This is a genomic window from Streptomyces sp. NRRL S-31, from assembly GCF_000718775.1.
Taxonomy (GTDB): Bacteria; Actinomycetota; Actinomycetes; order Streptomycetales; family Streptomycetaceae; genus Streptomyces.
Genome location: NZ_JOCB01000009.1, coordinates 138,325 through 155,157, shown reverse-complemented (window position 1 = coordinate 155,157; position 16,833 = coordinate 138,325). Strand labels below are relative to the sequence as shown.

The following is a 16,833-nucleotide window of genomic DNA, read 5'->3' as shown; positions in this document are numbered from 1 at the left end:
GACCGCATACCTATGCATAAGCGCGTGTCAGTGGGCCATCTCTTCCTTCAGGGCGGCCACGAACGTGTCGACGTCGTCCTCCGTGGTGTCGAAGGAGCACATCCAGCGCACCACACCGGCGGACTCGTCCCAGAAGTAGAACCGGAACCGCTCGCGCAGCCGCTCGGCCACGTCGTGCGGCAGCCGGGCGAAGACGGCGTTGGCCTGGACCGGGTGGACGATCTCCACGCCGTGCACCGCGCGGACGCCCTCGGCGAGCCGCTGGGCCATCTCGTTCGCGTGGCGGGCGTTGCGCAGCCACAGGTCCTTGGCGAGCAGGGCCTCCAGCTGCACGGAGACGAAGCGCATCTTGGAGGCCAGCTGCATCGACATCTTCCGCAGGTGCTTCATGTTCCGCACCGCGTCCTGGTCGATGACGACGACCGCCTCGCCGAACACCGCGCCGTTCTTCGTGCCGCCCAGCGAGAGGATGTCCACGCCGGCGTCGGCGGTGAACGTCCGCATGGGCACGCCCAGGGAGGCGGCTGCGTTGGCTATCCGGGAGCCGTCCAGGTGCACCCGCATGCCGTGCGCGTGGGCGTGCTCGCAGATCGCGCGGATCTCCTCGGGCGTGTAGAGGGTGCCCAGCTCGGTGGACTGGGTGATCGACACCACCTGCGGCATGGCCCGGTGCTCGTCCTCCCAGCCCCAGGCCTGCCGGTCGATCAGCTCCGGGGTGAGCTTGCCGTCGGGCGTGGGCACGGTGAGCAGCTTCAGCCCGGCCATGTGCTCGGGCGCACCGCCCTCGTCCACGTTGATGTGCGCGCTCTCGGCGCAGATCACCGCGCCCCAGCGGTCGGTGACGGCCTGGAGCGCCACCACGTTGGCGCCCGTGCCGTTGAAGACCGGGAAGGCCTCCGCGGTGGCACCGAAGTGGCCGCGGATGATGCCCTGGAGGTGCTCGGTGTAGTCGTCCTCGCCGTACGCCACCTGGTGGCCGCCGTTGGCCAGGGCCAGGGCGGCCAGCACCTCGGGGTGGGCTCCGGCGTAGTTGTCGCTGGCGAAGCCGCGGACGCGCGGGTCGTGATGGCGGTGCGCGTCGGTCTCGGCGTGGTTCACGGCTTCTCGGTCAGCCACAGACGGTTTCCGTTCACTTCGGCGGCGGGCTTGTGCCAGACGTTCTCGACGGCCTCGGCCAGGTCCTTGACGTCCGTGAAGCCCGCGAACTTCGCGTTGGGGCGTTCGGCGCGCATCGCGTCGTGCACCAGCGCCTTGACCACCAGGATCGCAGCCGCCGAGCGCGGGCCCGACTCGCCCCCGGCCTTGCGGAAGCCGTCGGCCATCGCGAGCGTCCAGGCCTCCGCCGCGGCCTTGGCCGCGGAGTACGCCGCGTTGCCCGCGGTCGGCTTCGACGCGCCGGCGGCGCTGATGAGCACGTACCGGCCGCGGTCGCTGCGCTGGAGGGCGTCGAAGAAGGCGAGGGAGGTGTGCTGGACGGTGCGGACGAGCAGCTTCTCCAGCAGGTCCCAGTCGGCGAGGTCGGTCTCGGCGAAGCCGGCGCTGCCGCGCCAGCCGCCCACGAGGTGGACCACACCGTCGATCCGGCCGTGGTCCTTCTCGATACGCGCGGCCCAGTCGCGCGAGGACCCCAGGTCGAGCAGGTCGACGGTCTCGCCGGTGACCGTGGCACCGCCGCCGGCGTAGCGGGCCGCGTCGACGGCCTCCGCCAGGCGCTCGGGGTTGTTGTCGGCGCCGACGACTACCGCGCCCGCCTCGGCGAGCCGGACCAGCGTGGCGTGCCCGGCGGGACCGCCCGCGCCGGCCACCGCGATCACCGCACCACTGAGAGACCTGTTCCCCACCATGTTCTTCCCCTCTTGAACCCTGTTCTGAAGGCCGTCGCTCACGCGGCGAGCCGCGCGGCGCCCGCCGCGGTGATGCCCTTCGTGGAGGCGATCACGTTCTTCAGTTTCTTCGACAATGCCTCATAGAACATGCTGAGCGGAAACTCGTCCGGAAGCACGTCGTCCACGAGCTTGCGCGGCGGCAGGGTCATGTCCAGGGCGTCCGGACCCTTTGCCCACTTGGAGCCGGGGTGCGGGGAGAGGTAGGCGGAGACCAGCTCGTAGCCGGCGAACCAGTGGACCAGCTTCGGGCGGTCGATGCCGTCCTTGTAGAGGCCCTCGATCTCGGCGCACAGCTGGTTGGTGACCTGCGGGGCGCGCTCCCAGTCGATGGAGAGCTTGTTGTCCGTCCAGCGGACGACGTCGTGCTTGTGCAGGTAGGCGAAGAGCAGCTGGCCGCCGAGGCCGTCGTAGTTGCGGGTGCGGTCGCCGGTGACCGGGAAGCGGAACATGCGGTCGAAGAGCACCGCGTACTGCACGTCACGAGCCTGCGGAACGCCGTCCGCCTGGAGCTTCACGGCCTCCTTGAAGGCGGTGAGGTCGCAGCGCAGCTCCTCCAGGCCGTACATCCAGAACGGCTGGCGCTGCTTGATCATGAACGGGTCGAACGGCAGGTCGCCGTGGCTGTGGGTGCGGTCGTGCACCATGTCCCAGAGCACGAAGGCCTCTTCGCAGCGCTTCTGGTCGTGGACCATCGCGGCGATGTCCTCGGGCAGCTCCAGGCCCAGGATGTCGACGGCGGCCTCGGTGACCCGGCGGAAGCGGGCGGCCTCGCGGTCGCAGAAGATGCCACCCCAGGAGAAACGTTCCGGCGCCTCACGGACGGCGATGGTCTCCGGGAAGAGGACGGCGGAGTTGGTGTCGTAGCCGGAGGTGAAGTCCTCGAAGGTGATGCCGCAGAACAGCGGGTTGTCGTAGCGGGTGCGCTCCAGCTCGGCCAGCCAGTCCGGCCAGACCATGCGCAGCACGACCGCCTCCAGGTTGCGGTCCGGATTGCCGTTCTGCGTGTACATCGGGAAGACGACCAGGTGCTGGAGGCCGTCCGCGCGGTTCGCAGCGGGCTGGAAGGCCAGCAGGGAGTCCAGGAAGTCCGGGACCGCGAAGCCGCCCTCGGCCCAGCGGCGCAGGTCCTTCACGAGGGCCTGGTGGTAGGCGGTGTCGTGCGGGAGCAGCGGGGAGAGCCGCTCGACGGCGCCGGCGACACGCTCGACGGCCGCCACGGCCTCGGCCCGCGACGGGGCCCCCTCGGCGTCGAGGTCTATCGATCCGTCCTTCGCCTGCCATGGCCGGATCTGCTCCACGGCATCCTTGAGCACGGTCCAGGCCGGATGCTCAACCACCCTGGTCAGCGAAGGAACCTGCTCCTCCGCGGTCGCCTGCACAAGAATTTCCGTCATGACCCCATCCTCCACGGGAGAACCTCGCGTATGGACACCGTATGCATACCCGGTTTCTCCCAGCAAGAGCTTGCTCGGGAAATTATTCTGTCGATCCCCTTGGTCACCGATGTTTTTCCTGTGGCAAACCGTGACGGCGCTCACTTCCGCCAACGGCCCGGAACGCTCGCGCGGCGGCGGTCCGGTCGGTCAAGGGCGTGGAGGACTCGCCCACGGGAGGGTGACAGCCAGGACGCATACCGGCCAACGGGCACTTGCCCCGGTCCCCGAATGCCCGGCGCAGCCACGGGTTCAACGCTCGGCACGGCCATTAGGCTGCGGCCTTGCCGCGTGGACGACGACGTCCCGCACGGGTCCGTCGGTCCGCGCGTCGCCGATCCGCCGTCGACGGAAGCGAGTTGAACCTTGAACTTCCTTACCATCGGTCACCGCGGGGTCATGGGCGTCGAGCCCGAGAACACCCTCCGTTCCTTCCTCGCCGCGCAGCGGGCCGGCCTGGACCTGATCGAACTCGATCTGCACCTGAGCAAGGACGGCGCCCTGGTCGTCATGCACGATGCGGAGGTGGACCGTACGACCGACGGCTCCGGACCGGTCGCCGAGAAGACCCTCGCGGAGCTGCGTGCCCTGGACGCGGGCCGCGGGGAGCGCGTGCCGGTGTTCGAGGAGGTGCTGGAGGCGGTACGCGCGCCGTTGCAGGCCGAGATCAAGGACGTGGCGGCGGCGCGCGCGCTGGCCGAGGTGATGCGCGCGCGGGACCTGACCACGCGGGTGGAGGTCTCCTCGTTCCACGACGAGGCGGTCGCCGAGATCGCGCGGCTGGTGCCCGGCGTGCGCACCGCGCTGATCGCGAGCCGGTACGGCACCGACGTGGTGGACCGCGCGGTCGCGGTGGGTGCCGCGACGGTGTGTCTGAACATCCGCCGGCTCACCCTGGAGACCGTCGAGCACGCGCGCGCGTCCGGGCTGCGGATCATCGGCTGGGTGGTCAACACCCAGGACCAGCTGCGGCTGGTGCGCGCCCTGGAACTGGACGGGGCGACGACCGACTACCCGGAGATCAAACGCACCGGCCGCTTCACCGCGTGACGGTGCCGGGGACGCTCAGGCGAGCGTCTTGACCAGCAGCTCGAACTCCAGGTCGGCGCGGCGCGGGATGCCGAAGCGCTCGTCGCCGTACGGGAACGGGGAGGTCTTTCCCGTACGGCGGTAGCCGCGGCGCTCGTACCAGGCGATCAGGTCCTCGCGCACGGAGATCACGGTCATGCGCATCTCGGTGACGCCCCACGTCTCACGGCACCGGCGCTCCGCCTCCGCCATGACGGCCTTGCCGAGACCCGCGCCCTGGAGGGCGGGGCTCACCGCGAACATGCCGAAGTACGCGTGGTCGCCGCGGTGCTCCAGCTGGCAGCAGGCGACGACGCGGCCGGCCTGCTCCACGGCCAGCAACCGGCTGTCGGGCGCCTTGATCACCGCCAGTACGCCCTCGGGGTCGGTCCGCTGCCCCTCCAGGAGGTCCGCCTCGGTGGTCCACCCGGCCCGGCTGCTGTCGCCCCGGTACGCCGACTCGATCAGCGCGACGAGGACGTCCACGTCGGCGTCGGTGGCGTCGCGGAAGGTGAGTCCGGTGGCGGTGTCCATGGCAGGGGTCTCCCGTCTCGGGCGTGGCTGGGGCACCGATGAGGGTAACGCTGCCGCTAGGCTCCCCCCGCATGGTGCATGTACTGAGCAGCCGGACCCTGATCCGGCCCACCGATCCGGAGCGCTCCCGTGCCTTCTACGGCGAGCGGCTCGGCCTGTCCGTCTACCGCGAGTTCGGTACCGGCCCCGAGCGCGGCACGGTCTACTTCCTCGGCGGCGGCTTCCTGGAACTCTCCGGCCGGTCCGACGTGCCGGCCTCGCCGGCGGTGCAGCTGTGGTTGCAGGTCGAGGACGCGACGGCGGCGTGCGAGGAGCTGCGGGCGCGGGGCGTGGAGATCGTCCGGCCTCCGGTGCAGGAGCCGTGGGGCCTGGTCGAGATGTGGATCGCCGACCCGGACGGCACGCGGATCGTCCTGGTGGAGATCCCGTCGGACCACCCCTTGCGGTACCGGCCCGGGATCTAGGGGGTTCCCGCTTCCACGGAGGCCGCCGGGGCGCGGTGTGCCGGGTGGGGTCGGTGGGCGCGGGCGCGGCCGGTATCGGTTCCTGGGCGCGCTCGGCGTTCGCGGCGGGCGGGCGGTGCGGGATGGTCGTCGGACTTCGCGCCGCGCGGGCGGGCGGGCCGGTTCCTCGGGCTTCCCGCCGCGCGCGCCGCGACGGCGCCGTATCCGGGTATCCGGGACGCGTCCGCGGCTCGCCCCCGGTCCGTCCCGCAAGGCCGCGCCCCGTCGGCGACACGACCCGCCGGAGGCGCGGCCCGGTGACGCCGCGGCCCGGCGGCCAGTCGGCCGCCGCGGTAGCCGTGCCCGTGCCGGTCCCGAGGCGCGCGGGCGGGCGGGGAGGCCGAGGAGGCCACGGCGGTCTTGCCTTCGAGGGCGCTCCAGCTCCTAGCGTCGCTCACACCACCTGCCGAAAGGGAGCACACGTGCGGTACACACTGTTCGGACGGACCGGTCTGCGCGTCAGCGAGCTGGCGCTGGGCACGATGACCTTCGGGGAGGAGTCGGGCTGGGGCGCCGACCAGGAGACCGGCGCCCGGATTCTCGACACCTACGCCGACGCGGGCGGGAACTTCGTCGACACCGCGAACATCTACGCCTCGGGCGCCTCCGAGCGGATCCTCGGCGAGCTGCTGGCCGGCCGCCGCGACCGGTTCGTGCTGGCGAGCAAGTACACCTGCAGCACCCGTGACGGTGACCCCAACGCCGCGGGCAACCACCGCAAGAACCTCGTGCGATCGGTCGAGGACAGCCTGACCCGGCTGCGCACCGACCGGCTCGACGTGCTGTGGGTGCACGCCCGGGACAACTTCACGCCGGTGGCGGAGGTGATGCGCGCCCTGGACGACCTCGTGCGCACGGGCAAGGTGCTCTACGTGGGCGTGTCGGACTGGCCGGCGTGGGAGATCGCCCAGGCCGACACCCTTGCCGAGCTGCGCGGCTGGACGTGCTTCGCGGGTTCGCAATTGCGCTACAGCCTGCTGGACCGCACCCCGGAGCGTGAACTCCTGCCCCAGGCGCGGGCGTTCGACCACGCCGTGTGCGCCTGGGCGCCGCTGGCGGCGGGCCGGCTCACCGGGAAGTACCGGCGTGGGCAGCGGGGCCGGCTGGACGTGCTGGGCGAACGGCCCGCGGCGTGGGAGGAGGACGTCGTCGACGCGGTCCTGGAGATCGCCGAGTCGGGCGGCTGGAGTCCGGCGCAGGTGGCCCTGGCCTGGCTGCTGGGCCGCCCCGGGAACATCGTGCCGATCGTGTCGGCCACCAGGCCGGAACAGCTCGCGGACAACCTGGCGAGCACCGGGGTCCGGCTCGACACGGACGCGCGGGCCCGCCTGGACGAGGTGAGCGCGGTCCCGCTGGGGTTCCCGCACGACTTCCTGCGCGAGACGCACGTCACCCGCAACGTGTACGGCGACCGCTGGCCGGACATCGAGGACCGTCGTTCCACGCACCGCCGTACGGTGCACGACGTCCTCTGAGGCAGGCGGGAGTTCGACGACAGGGCCGGGGGCTTCGTTTGGATCAGCCCGGGGCCGCGACGCCCGGCACGGCGCTCCCCCAGCCTTCGGCCGGGGACCCCCACGCCGCGTTGTCGGACCACCCGAGTACGCCCGGTACACGGGTGATCCTCCGCCTTGCGATGCACCGCACCGGACGCCGCGGCCTGATCCGAACTGACCCGAACGAAACCCCCTAGACCGGTGGCAGGCCCGCCCGGCCCTCCAGGCGCGTGAGCAGGCCGGCCAGCAGGCCCGCCAGTTCGTCCTGGCCGTCGGGGGGCAGGACGGACAGGACGGCCGTCTCGTACGCGAGTTGCTCGGGCAGGATGCCGTCGACCAGATCGCGTCCGGCGTCGGTGAGCCGGAGGTGGGCGACGCGGCGGTCGCGGGTGTCGCCGCGCCGTTCCACCAGGCCGCGCTCGGTCAGCTGCTTGAGCCGCTTGGTGACGGCGGCCCCGGAGGAGAAGGTCTCCCGGGCCAGCTCGCCCGGGGTCAGTTCGTGCCCGGTCCGGCGCAGCGCGCCGAGCAGGTCGAACTCGGGGCGGCTCAGGCCGGCCCGGCGCAGCGGGGCGTCCTCGGCCTGCTGGAGCAGGGCGGCGCAGCGGTTGATCCGGCCGATGATCTCCATCGGGCCGGTGTCCAGCCGGGGGTGGACGGCCCGCCACTGGCGGACGACGGCGGAGACGGTGTCGTCGCGCGCGGGCTCGGTGCCCGCCGCGGGTGCCGCACCGGGCACGGGCCTGCCGGTCGCGTCGCTCCCGGGCATCGGTCCGCCGTCCGTCGCCGTCATGGCCGTATGTCCTCCGTCGTCCTGCCCGGGTCCTGGCCCCGGGACGGGTCCCGCGGTACGAAACCCTGGCGCCGTACCGTCGCCGCGAGCGTACGGTGTCCGGACTGCTCGGCGAGCACGACCCGCTCCTCGGGCAGGGCGCGCTGCCACCACTCGCCGGCGGCGGCGTCGGCGGTGGCGCGCAGGTCGACCAGGGCGGCGGCGAGGGTACGGCGGGCGGACTCCAGGGCGCGGGGCGCCGGGTGCGGCTCGGCGAGCAGGCGGGCGGCACTCTCCCGGGCGCGCTCGGCCGCGGTGAGCGCGTGCCCCAGGCGGTCGCCCGCGCGCCGGTTGGTGACGGCGACGGCGGCGACGAAGCCGACCAGCGCGCCGACGAGGGTGTCCACGACCCGGTCGGTGATCAGTTCGGCCGGGTCCTGGGTGCGGGCGAACTCGGTGATGAGCAGCGCCATCGGGGTGACGCAGACGCTGCCCAGCCAGTAGTTGCGACCGATGAGCGCCTCCGCGCCGAAGTTGAGGGCGAGGCAGCACAGCACCAGGGCGGCGGGATGCAGATGGGCGAGCGGGGCGAGGACGGCGAAGGCGAGGACGCCGAGGAGGTTGCCCACGACCCGCTGGACGCCCCGGTTCCAGGTGAGGGTGACGTTGGCCTGGTAGAGGGAGGCGGCGGTGACCAGTGCCCAGTAGGGGCGGCCGACGCCGAGGGCGAGGGCGGCGTACCCGGCGAGGGCGCAGCCGAGGGCGGTGCGCGCGGCGATCGGCGCGAAGGGGGCGAGACGCTGCCACGGGGACCGGGGCGGCACGGCGCGTTCGGCGGCGATCCCGAGGAGTTCGTCGGCGGCCTCGCGAGGCTGCTCGACCTGCGGCACCCGGCCGGTGCCGCGCAGTTCGCGGGCCCACGCGCGCAGCCGGTCGGGGTCGGTGTCGGCGGGCGCGGCCAGGGCCACCTCGGCGCGGACGAGGAGCTGCTGGAGGGCGCCGCGGGTGCGGTCGGGGCGGGCGCCGACGGCGAGCAGCGACTGCCAGGCGGCGTGGATCGCGGCGGCGCTCGCGGCGCGGGCCCGGGCGTGGCCGTCGGCGGTGCCGCGCGTGTCGGCGTACGCGGCGGTGGCGGTCAGGGCCTGGGCGGTTGCGCGGCGCTCGGGGCCGTGCGGGCGCAGCAGCCCGGGCGCCATGCCGACCAGCCAGGCCCAGGCGCCGGCGGCCAGGGCCAGCCCGACGTGCCCGGGGACCTGGCCGGGGGTCTGCGGCGCGAAGAGCGAGGCGGAGCTGATGAAGGTGAGGACCACGTTGCCGGGCGGTCCGATCCGGGTGGCGTCGCACACCGCCTTCTGGACCGCCGCGAGGACGGCGCCGACGGTGACGAGGACGGCGGCGTTCGTGGTGAGGGCGGAGGCGAGCAGGGCGACGGCGAGGCCGCCGACCATGCCGAGCACGACCCAGGCCAGGGCGCGGGCCCGGGCGGCGTAGGGCCGGTTGTGGCCGTAGAGCGCGCACAGCGATCCGGCCATCGTGTACATGGCGAGGTCGAGACGGCCGAGCGCGAGCAGGGTGAGGTTGGGCGGCGCGACCGCGGCGACCACGCTCAGCGCGGGTTTGAACCAGATGTCGGAGGGGCGCCCGAGGCGGAGCACTCCGGCGAGGGGAAGACGGTGGGGGGTCGCACTGCTCATACCAACAATTTAGCATGTGTTTTACTCATAAAATATTGAGAGAGGGCTCCACGCGTCACAGAGCGCCGCGGAGGTCACGGCCCGTGCTCCCCCGCGTGCACCCCGTGTACATCCATGCGCTCGCGTGCGCTCCGCCGACTCCGGGCATCGCACCCGTGGAGCGTCCCTGGGGGCGACCGTCGAGCGGGGAGGCGCGCGTGCACGGACCGGTGACGGCAGCCTGGCTGCTGGTGGCGCTGTGCGGGGTGACCGGGACCTACTGTCTGCTGCGGATGCGCAGCGGCGTCGAGGAGCAGCGCCGGGCGGCGGGCGGCGAGGCGCTGATGGGCTTCGGCATGGCCGCGATGGCCGTACCGGCCGCGGTCTTCACCCCGCCGAGATGGGCCTGGCCCGTGTACGCGGCGGTGTTCGGCGCGACGGCCCTGCACGCGCTGTGGGCCGCACGCGGCGGCCCCCGCCACCTGCACCACCTGGTGGGCAGCGCCGCGATGGTCTACATGGCGGTGGCGATGTCGGTGGCCCCGCCCGCCGCCCACCACGCGCACGGCGGCACCGGCGTACCGCTGCTCACCGGTGTCCTCCTGCTCTACTTCACGGGGTACGTGCTGCTCACCGGCGCCCGGCTGGTGCCCGCCGCCGCCCCGGCGGGCGGGACCGCGCCGGGCGGCTGGGGCGACCACCCGGAGGTGGCCCGCGCGTGCCGGCTGTCGATGGGGATCGGCATGCTGGCCATGTTGCTGGCGATGTGAGCCCCGGCCCCGGACGCCCGGGGCGTGGAACGGCCGGGGGCGGCCGGAGGACCTTTCGCGGAGACGACCAGGGGGCGGCTGGAGGACTTTTCGGGGAGACGGCCGGGGGGCGGCTGGAGGGCCACCGGCGGTACGGCCGGACGCGGAACGCAGGGCGTGGAACACGGGCACGGCAACGCGGGGCACGGCAACGCGCGCGTTGTGGGCGTCACTTCGGTCCCGAGGACCGTACCGTCGAGCGGCTCGCCGCTCATAAGGTGCTGCCCATGATGGTCCCCGTGGCCCTGCTGCTGATTGGCGCCCTGACCTCCGTCGTCGCCCCGCGGCTGCTCGCCCGGGCCGACTGGACGGACCGCGAGCCGGTCGTCGCCCTCTGGGTCTGGCAGTGCGCCGTGGCGGCCGTCCTGCTGTGCTGCGCCCTGTCGATGGCGCTCAGCGCGGCGGCTGCCTGGCAGGCGGTGCGCTGGCACGTGTTCGCCACCGCGCCGCGCGGGGTCGTGGACGCGTATGCCCTCGGTACGGCGGGCCCCTGGGCGGCGCCGACCGCCGTGCTGCTCGCCTGCGCGGGCCTGTGGAGCCTGGCGATGCTGATCCGCGAGGTGGCCCGGACCCGGGTCAGGCGGCGCGGGCAGCGGGCCAAGCTGCTGCTGCGGGCACCGCTGTTGCCGGGCGAGGAGCCGACGGGCGGCCGGCTCGTGGTGCTGGAGGGCGACCGCCCCGACGCCTGGTGGCTGCCCGGCGCCGCGCCCCGGCTGGTCGTCACCACGGCCGCGTTGCGCCGGCTGAGGGGGCGTCGGCTCGACGCGCTCCTCGCGCACGAGCAGGGGCACGCGCAGGCCCGGCACGACTGGCTGCTGCACTGCTCGGCCGCGTTGGCGGACGGGTTCCCGCGGGTGCCGGTGTTCGCCGCGTTCCGCGACGAGATGCACCGGCTGGTCGAGCTGGCCGCCGACGACATGGCGTCCCGGCGCTTCGGCCGGCTGACGACGGCCCTGGCCCTCGTCGAACTCAACGAGGAACGGGGCGTGTTCGGGCCCGGGCCGACCCTGCAGGCGCATGTGCCGCAGCGTGTGCACCGGCTGCTGACCGCTCCGGACCGGCTGCCGGCACCGCGACGGCTGCGGCTGGCGGCCAGCGCCGCGCTGGTGCCGGTGATCCCGCCGCTGGTGGCTCTGGTACCCGGGTTGCGCGCACTGGGCTGACACGGGAGCGGCCCGGTGGGCAGTGCCCCGGAGACCGACGGCCCGTTGGCACGGCGGCCCGGCGACCGGCGACCTCCGGCCGTCGGTGCCGGCCGGATACGGCGGCGACCCGCGCGACGGCCGGCGACGGTCCGCCCGCGCGTCAGGGCGGCGATCCTTGTCGACGGGGCGCCCTGCTCCGGCCATGCCGGTCTTGGCCCCGGGCGCCTCATCAACAAGGATCGCGGCATGCACGATCGCCCCGCCACTCCCCCGCCACCGCCCCCCGGCCGTTCGACGGCGTCCCGCAGGGCCGCCCGCGCCGCCCTCGCCCTCGGCGTCTGTTCGGTCCTGCTGCTGGTCCTCGTCGCGGTGCGCTGGCACCCGCTGCTCTCCGCGGACGGCGACCTCTCCCGGACCACCCACCGCTGGGCGGTCCACCACCACGAGGTGACCCACGCCTTCCGGGTGCTGACGGACTGGGTGTGGGACCCGCTCACCATGCGCCTGGTGTGCGCCGCGGTGGTCGTGTGGCTGGTGTGGCGCCGCGCGGCCTGGTGGACGGCGCTGTGGCTGGCGGCCACCTGCGCGCTGGCCGGGCTCGCGCAGCAGGTGGTGAAGGCCGCCGTCGGCCGCCCCCGTCCGGTCTGGCCGGACCCCGTCGACTCGGCCCACTACGCGGCCTTCCCCTCCGGCCACGCGCTGACCGCCACCGTGGTCTGCGGCCTGCTGCTGTGGCTGCTGCACCGCGCCGGCCCGGGCCGCGTCCTGTGGCGTACGGCCGTGACGGCGGCACTGGTCTCCGTGGCCGGGGTGGGCGTGACCCGGGTCTGGCTGGGCGTCCACTGGCCGTCGGACGTGCTCGGCGGGTGGCTGTTCGGGGCGCTGCTGGTGGCGCTCGCCGTGCTGGTGTACGAGTGGCCGTGGGACCGTCGGCCAGGGCCGCGGGCGGGTCGACGCGGGTAAAGTCCCGCGCATGACCGCCGTGTTGTTCGACTTCTCCGGGACCCTGTTCCGCATCGAGCCCGCCGAGTCCTGGCTGCGAGCGGTGCTGACCGAGGCCGGGCACCCGCTCCCCGAGGCCGAACTCGTCCGGGCCGCACGGGCACTGGAGGCGGCGGGCGCGCTGCCGGGCGGCGCGGAGCCGTCGGAGCCGCCCGGCGACCTCGCGGACCTCTGGGCGGTCCGGGACCGGAGCGCCGAACTGCACCGGGCGGCGTACACGGGCGTGTCCCGCCGGGTTCCGCTGCCGGATCCCGCGCTGTACGACGCCCTGTACGACCGGCACATGACGCCGGCCGCGTGGTCTCCGTACCCCGACGCCCCCGAGGTGCTGCGCACCCTGCGCGAGCGCGGGATCGGGGTGGGCGTGGTCAGCAACATCGGCTGGGACCCACGCCCGGTGTTCCGCGCGCACGGGCTCGACGCGTACGTGGACACGTACGCGCTGTCGTACGAGCACGGGGTGCAGAAGCCGGACCCGCGGCTGTTCTCGATCGCCTGCGAGGCGCTGGGCGCCGACCCGCGAGGGGTGCTGATGGTCGGCGACAACAGGAGGGCGGACGGCGGCGCCACCGCCCTCGGCTGCCGGGTGCACTTCGTGGACCATCTGCCGGCGCCCGAACGCCCGGACGCGCTGCTGCCGGTGCTCGACCTGGTGGGTTGAGCCGCCGGCGCCGGGCGATGCGGCCCGGCGGCCGGTCGGCCACGCCGTCCGTCTGAGACGATCCCCCGCGTCGCCCCAGACGGACGGCTGCCCGGGCAGCCCCGGAACACAGGGCTGCCCCGCTGCGTTGAGTATAGTTGGCTGGCAGCCAGTCAACGCAGGAGTTTCAGAATGTCCCCGCGCAGCGCCTCGGTCAATGAAGAATTGCGGCGGCGTTCCCGGGAACGGCTGCTCCAGGCCGCCGTCGAGTTGGTGGACGAGCGGGGTTTCGAGGCCACGACGCTCGGCGACATCGCGGACCGGGCGGGTTCGGCGCGCGGACTGGTGTCCTACTACTTCCCCGGCAAACGCCAGTTGGTGCAGTCCGCCGTGCACCGGCTGATGCACCGCACGCTGGAGGAGGCGCTGGAGCGGGAGCCGCGCACCGAGGACGGCCGGGAGCGGCTGGCCCGGGCCGTCGACGCGATCCTGGGCCTGGCCCGGGACCGGCCCGTGCTGATGCGCCAGCACATGGCGGGCCTGCTCCAGGCCGAGGGCTTCGTGCAGTGCCCGGAGCAGCGCAGGCTGGCGGAGTTGCTCGGCGACACGGTCGCCCGCTACGGCGCGCAGGACGTCACGGCCGACTACCCGATGCTGCGCGCCCTGTTGATGGGCGCGGTGTACTCGGCGCTGGTGCCGGGGGTGCCGATGCCCGTTCCGGTGCTGCGGGCCGAGCTGTTCCAACGGTACGGGCTGGACTGGGAGATGGGCGTGCCGCCGGAGAGCGAACCGGAGGCGGGGGCGGAGGACGGGGACCTGTCCCGGTTCTTCGCCACGGAGGAGCGGCCGAGCGACTGCTGACGAACACGTCGCACCTGCGCGGCGCGTGGCCGTCGGTACCGACCTCGTGAAGGCGTGGCGGCAAGAGGCGGCCTCGGTGAAGGCTTCGACGGCGGCGAAGGCGTCGGCGCGGGCGTCAGCGGCGGGCGTGGCGGGGCGGCAGGAAGCCCGCGTCCCGGGCCCGGGCGATGAGGCGGAGGGCGCGTCGACGGCTGTGTCCGGTCGCGTCCATCACCGCGAGCACCGGATCGAGGCCCTCGTCCTGCGCCGCGCGGTACTCCTCGGCGAGGAGTCGGCGGCCCTCGATGCCACGCGGCCAGGTCTGCCGCGCGCGACGCGACCAGGCACAGCCGGCGGCATCGGAGGCGGCTCCGCCCGCTCCCGCCGCACAGCCGGCGCCCGCCCCGGCCACGTCCGGCCGCACCGGACGCTCGGCATCCGCCGCGGCTCCGCCCGGCGCCGCGCCGCGATCGGCGCCCCCGGTGCCCCGGGTGCCTCCCGGGCCTTCCTCCGCGCCGCAGTCAGGGCGTCCCGGGGCTGCCCCCGTCGCGCGGCCGGTGCCCCCTGGGCCTTCCGCCGTCCCCGCCGGGCAGCCACCGCCCCCGCTGCCGCTCCCCGGCTCCCCCGCGCCCCGGTCCAGGCGCTCCTCCGGACACACTCCCCCACTCTGCCCACCCGTGCCGCACGCCGCGGACAGCGGTGCCTCGATCCAGCCCGCGAGGAGCTTGAGGTCGGTGAGGGACAGGGCCGGGTCGGCTCTGACGTCCTCGATGGAGACGCGCCCCGCGTTCAGCACGGCCAGCGCGTCGACCGAGGCACCGTCGGGAAAGGCCAGTCGGACATGGAACCACGCCGTGGTGTCTCCGTGCCCCCGCACCTCCCAGGCGGGCCACACGGAGACCGCGCCGTCCTCCGCGGTCCGATCGGAAAGGCCAAGAAAGGATGCTTCCAGCACGCACGAAACGTAACCAAGTGATCACATCCGGCACGGCGGGCGCGCGTCCGCGTCACTCCACCGGCCCCTGCCACCGGGTTCACCGGAGTGCCATGCTGGAACCGTCCGCACGCCCCTCCTTCGGGCAAGGAGTACCGCTGTGCTGCGTGTCGCCGTCGTAGGCTCCGGACCGAGCGGCTGTTACACCGCCCAGAGCCTGATCCAGCGTGACCCCGGGGTACTGGTGGACGTTCTGGACCGGCTGCCCTGCCCCTTCGGGCTGGTCCGCTACGGCGTCGCCCCCGACCACGAGAAGATCAAGTCCCTCCAGGGCAGCCTGCGGACGGTGCTGGAGCACGAGCGGGTGCGGTTCCTCGGCGGGGTCCGGGTGGGCGGTCCCGACGGTCTGCCGGCGGCGCGGCTGCGGGAGCTCTACCACGCGGTGGTGTACTGCGTGGGCGCCGCCACCGACCGGCGGCTCGGCGTTCCCGGCGAGGAGCTGCCCGGCAGCTGGTCGGCGACCGAGTTCGTCTCCTGGTACAGCGCCCACCCGGACGCGGCCGACGCGGGCTTCCTGCGCGGGGTCCGGTCGGCGGTGGTCATCGGGGTGGGCAACGTCGCGGTGGACGTCGTCCGGATGCTGGTCCGGGGAGCCGCCGAACTGCGCCCCACGGACATCCCGCAGGGCGCGCTGGAAACCCTGGCGGCGAGCGGGCTCACGGAGGTGCACATGGTGGGCCGGCGTGGCCCCGCGCAGGCTCGTTTCACCACCAAGGAACTGCGCGAGCTGGGCGCACTGCCCGGTGTCGAGGTCACCGTGGACAAGACCGACCTGGCGCTCGATCCCGGCGACCCCCACGCCCTGCCGGCCGCGCCGCGGCGCAACGTGGAGGTGCTGCGCGGCTGGGCGGCACAGCCCTCCGCGGCAGCCGCGCGGCGGATCCGGCTGCGGTTCTTCCTGCGGCCGGTCGAACTGCTCGCGGTCGGCGGCCGGGTGGGTGCCGTGCGCTTCGAGCGGACGGCACCGGACGGCCGGGGCGGCGTGACCGGCACGGGCCGGTACGAGGACGTGCCGGCACAGCTGGTGCTGCGTTCGGTGGGCTATCGCGGAGTACCGCTGGAGGGCCTGCCGTTCGACCCGGCCAGCGGCACCGTGCCGCACCGGGAGGGCCGGGTGCTGCGGGACGGCGTGCCCTCGCCCGGCGAGTACGTCGCCGGGTGGATCAAGCGCGGCCCGACCGGGGTCATCGGCACCAACCGGCCCTGCGCCAAGGAGACGGCGGCCGCCGTGCTCGCGGACGCTCCCACGCTCGTCCGGACGGACGTGCCGGCCGATCCGGTCCCGGCGCTCCGGGCGGCGGGCGTCGACCCCGTTCCGTGGGACGGCTGGCTCGCGATCGAGCGGGCCGAGGCCGAGCTGGGGTCGAGGCTGGGACGGAGCGTCGTCAAGCTGGCCGACTGGGACACGCTGCTGGCGGCGGCGCGGGGGCGGTAGCCCGCGCGACGTAGCGGCGGCGCAGGTGCCGTAGACCGTGGGCGGCGTCCGGCGGCGCGGGTGCGTTGGCGGGTGCCCCGGGCCCGCGGGTGCCCCGGGCGTTCAGCTCCCGACGGCTGCCCGGCCGGTGTCGCCGAGTCGGCCGGCCTGTCGGTCGGCCGCGGTGAGGAGGCTGTCGAGCAGTCCCGGGAAGAGGCCGTCCAGGTCGTCCCGGCGCAGCCCGTTCATCTTGGCCGTACCCCGGTAGACCTGCCGGATGACCCCGCTCTCCCGGAGCACCCGGAAGTGGTGCGTGGTGGTGGACTTGGTCACCGGAAGATCGAACTGCGAACAGGACAACTCCGCTTCCCGGGCGGCCAGTTCGCGCACGATCTGGAGCCGCATCGGGTCGGAGAGCGCGTGCAGCACGGACTCCAGCCGGATCTGCTCCCGCTGCGGGTGCGGCAGTGCGCGGCCGGTGGTGGCGGTGTCGGTCACGGCGGCGGCCCTTCGTCGCGGGATTCCCTCGGTGATGAGTATTGTACGAGAGACATCGTAGTTTGACATCTCTCATAGTACGATGGATACCGTATGAAGGCATCAGCCGGCCGTGACGAATGGAGTCCG

17 protein-coding genes are annotated in these 16,833 nt (G+C 73.9%); 9 read left to right on the top strand and 8 right to left on the bottom strand.

What is annotated here, in order from left to right; translation table 11 throughout:
* Positions 1-27 precede the first annotated feature (27 nt).
* The 3 genes from IF37_RS0106305 to IF37_RS0106295 are packed head-to-tail and all read right to left on the bottom strand — an operon-like array spanning position 28 to position 3,280.
* Entirely contained in the window at positions 28-1,098 is a 1,071-nt protein-coding gene (locus IF37_RS0106305; protein ID WP_030737433.1) for a low specificity L-threonine aldolase, read from the bottom strand.
* Positions 1,095-1,841, bottom strand: a complete 747-nt coding sequence (locus IF37_RS0106300) for an SDR family oxidoreductase (RefSeq protein ID WP_030737431.1) — start codon at positions 1,839-1,841, stop codon at positions 1,095-1,097. Before IF37_RS0106300 ends, IF37_RS0106305 begins: the two co-directional genes overlap by 4 nt.
* A gap of 41 nt (positions 1,842-1,882) precedes the next feature.
* Complete coding sequence (locus IF37_RS0106295; protein WP_030737428.1) at positions 1,883-3,280, bottom strand: DUF6421 family protein; 1,398 nt, start codon at positions 3,278-3,280, stop codon at positions 1,883-1,885.
* A gap of 405 nt (positions 3,281-3,685) precedes the next feature.
* On the opposite strand from IF37_RS0106295, the gene IF37_RS0106290 reads away from it, so the two are divergent.
* On the top strand, positions 3,686-4,369 hold the full coding sequence (locus tag IF37_RS0106290) for a glycerophosphodiester phosphodiesterase family protein (protein WP_079165579.1): 684 nt from the start codon (positions 3,686-3,688) through the stop codon (positions 4,367-4,369).
* 15 nt (positions 4,370-4,384) lie between these two features.
* Here IF37_RS0106290 and IF37_RS0106285 read toward each other — a convergent pair whose 3' ends face one another.
* Positions 4,385-4,921: a GNAT family N-acetyltransferase gene (locus IF37_RS0106285; protein ID WP_030737422.1), complete on the bottom strand. Its 537-nt coding sequence runs from the start codon at positions 4,919-4,921 to the stop codon at positions 4,385-4,387.
* Positions 4,922-4,992: 71 nt separating this feature from the next.
* Here IF37_RS0106285 and IF37_RS0106280 point away from each other — a divergent pair, with 71 nt between their 5' ends.
* Both IF37_RS0106280 and IF37_RS0106275 read left to right on the top strand, forming a co-directional pair.
* Positions 4,993-5,385, top strand: coding sequence for a VOC family protein (locus IF37_RS0106280; protein WP_030737420.1), 393 nt, complete (start codon positions 4,993-4,995; stop codon positions 5,383-5,385).
* 461 nt (positions 5,386-5,846) lie between these two features.
* A complete protein-coding gene (locus IF37_RS0106275) occupies positions 5,847-6,899 on the top strand; it encodes an aldo/keto reductase (RefSeq protein WP_030737417.1) in 1,053 nt (350 codons plus the stop codon).
* Positions 6,900-7,113: 214 nt separating this feature from the next.
* Here the strand turns inward: IF37_RS0106275 and IF37_RS0106270 are convergent, their stop codons facing one another.
* Entirely contained in the window at positions 7,114-7,710 is a 597-nt protein-coding gene (locus IF37_RS0106270) for a MarR family winged helix-turn-helix transcriptional regulator (protein ID WP_030737415.1), read from the bottom strand.
* Positions 7,707-9,383, bottom strand: a complete 1,677-nt coding sequence (locus tag IF37_RS0106265) for an FUSC family protein (RefSeq protein WP_030737413.1) — start codon at positions 9,381-9,383, stop codon at positions 7,707-7,709. Before IF37_RS0106265 ends, IF37_RS0106270 begins: the two co-directional genes overlap by 4 nt.
* 197 nt (positions 9,384-9,580) lie before the next feature.
* Here IF37_RS0106265 and IF37_RS0106260 point away from each other — a divergent pair, with 197 nt between their 5' ends.
* The 5 genes from IF37_RS0106260 (at position 9,581) to IF37_RS0106240 (ending at position 13,819) form a co-directional block, all read left to right on the top strand.
* Positions 9,581-10,132 (top strand): DUF5134 domain-containing protein, encoded by a 552-nt coding sequence (locus IF37_RS0106260; protein WP_030737411.1) that lies wholly within the window; start codon positions 9,581-9,583, stop codon positions 10,130-10,132.
* 266 nt (positions 10,133-10,398) lie between these two features.
* Positions 10,399-11,334, top strand: a complete 936-nt coding sequence (locus IF37_RS0106255) for a M56 family metallopeptidase (protein ID WP_030737408.1) — start codon at positions 10,399-10,401, stop codon at positions 11,332-11,334.
* Positions 11,335-11,562: 228 nt separating this feature from the next.
* A complete protein-coding gene (locus IF37_RS0106250) occupies positions 11,563-12,279 on the top strand; it encodes a phosphatase PAP2 family protein (protein WP_079165578.1) in 717 nt (238 codons plus the stop codon).
* A gap of 10 nt (positions 12,280-12,289) precedes the next feature.
* Complete coding sequence (locus tag IF37_RS0106245; RefSeq protein ID WP_030737401.1) at positions 12,290-12,979, top strand: HAD family hydrolase; 690 nt, start codon at positions 12,290-12,292, stop codon at positions 12,977-12,979.
* A gap of 171 nt (positions 12,980-13,150) precedes the next feature.
* Positions 13,151-13,819, top strand: coding sequence for a TetR/AcrR family transcriptional regulator (locus IF37_RS0106240; protein ID WP_030737398.1), 669 nt, complete (start codon positions 13,151-13,153; stop codon positions 13,817-13,819).
* A 115-nt stretch (positions 13,820-13,934) separates the two neighbouring features.
* Here IF37_RS0106240 and IF37_RS45535 read toward each other — a convergent pair whose 3' ends face one another.
* Positions 13,935-14,675 (bottom strand): DUF6214 family protein, encoded by a 741-nt coding sequence (locus tag IF37_RS45535; protein WP_030737395.1) that lies wholly within the window; start codon positions 14,673-14,675, stop codon positions 13,935-13,937.
* Between the two features lie 217 nt (positions 14,676-14,892).
* On the opposite strand from IF37_RS45535, the gene IF37_RS0106230 reads away from it, so the two are divergent.
* Positions 14,893-16,227 (top strand): NADP oxidoreductase, encoded by a 1,335-nt coding sequence (locus tag IF37_RS0106230; RefSeq protein ID WP_030737389.1) that lies wholly within the window; start codon positions 14,893-14,895, stop codon positions 16,225-16,227.
* A 102-nt stretch (positions 16,228-16,329) separates the two neighbouring features.
* Here IF37_RS0106230 and IF37_RS0106225 read toward each other — a convergent pair whose 3' ends face one another.
* Entirely contained in the window at positions 16,330-16,704 is a 375-nt protein-coding gene (locus IF37_RS0106225; RefSeq protein WP_030737383.1) for a helix-turn-helix transcriptional regulator, read from the bottom strand.
* Between the last annotated feature and the right edge of the window lie 129 nt (positions 16,705-16,833).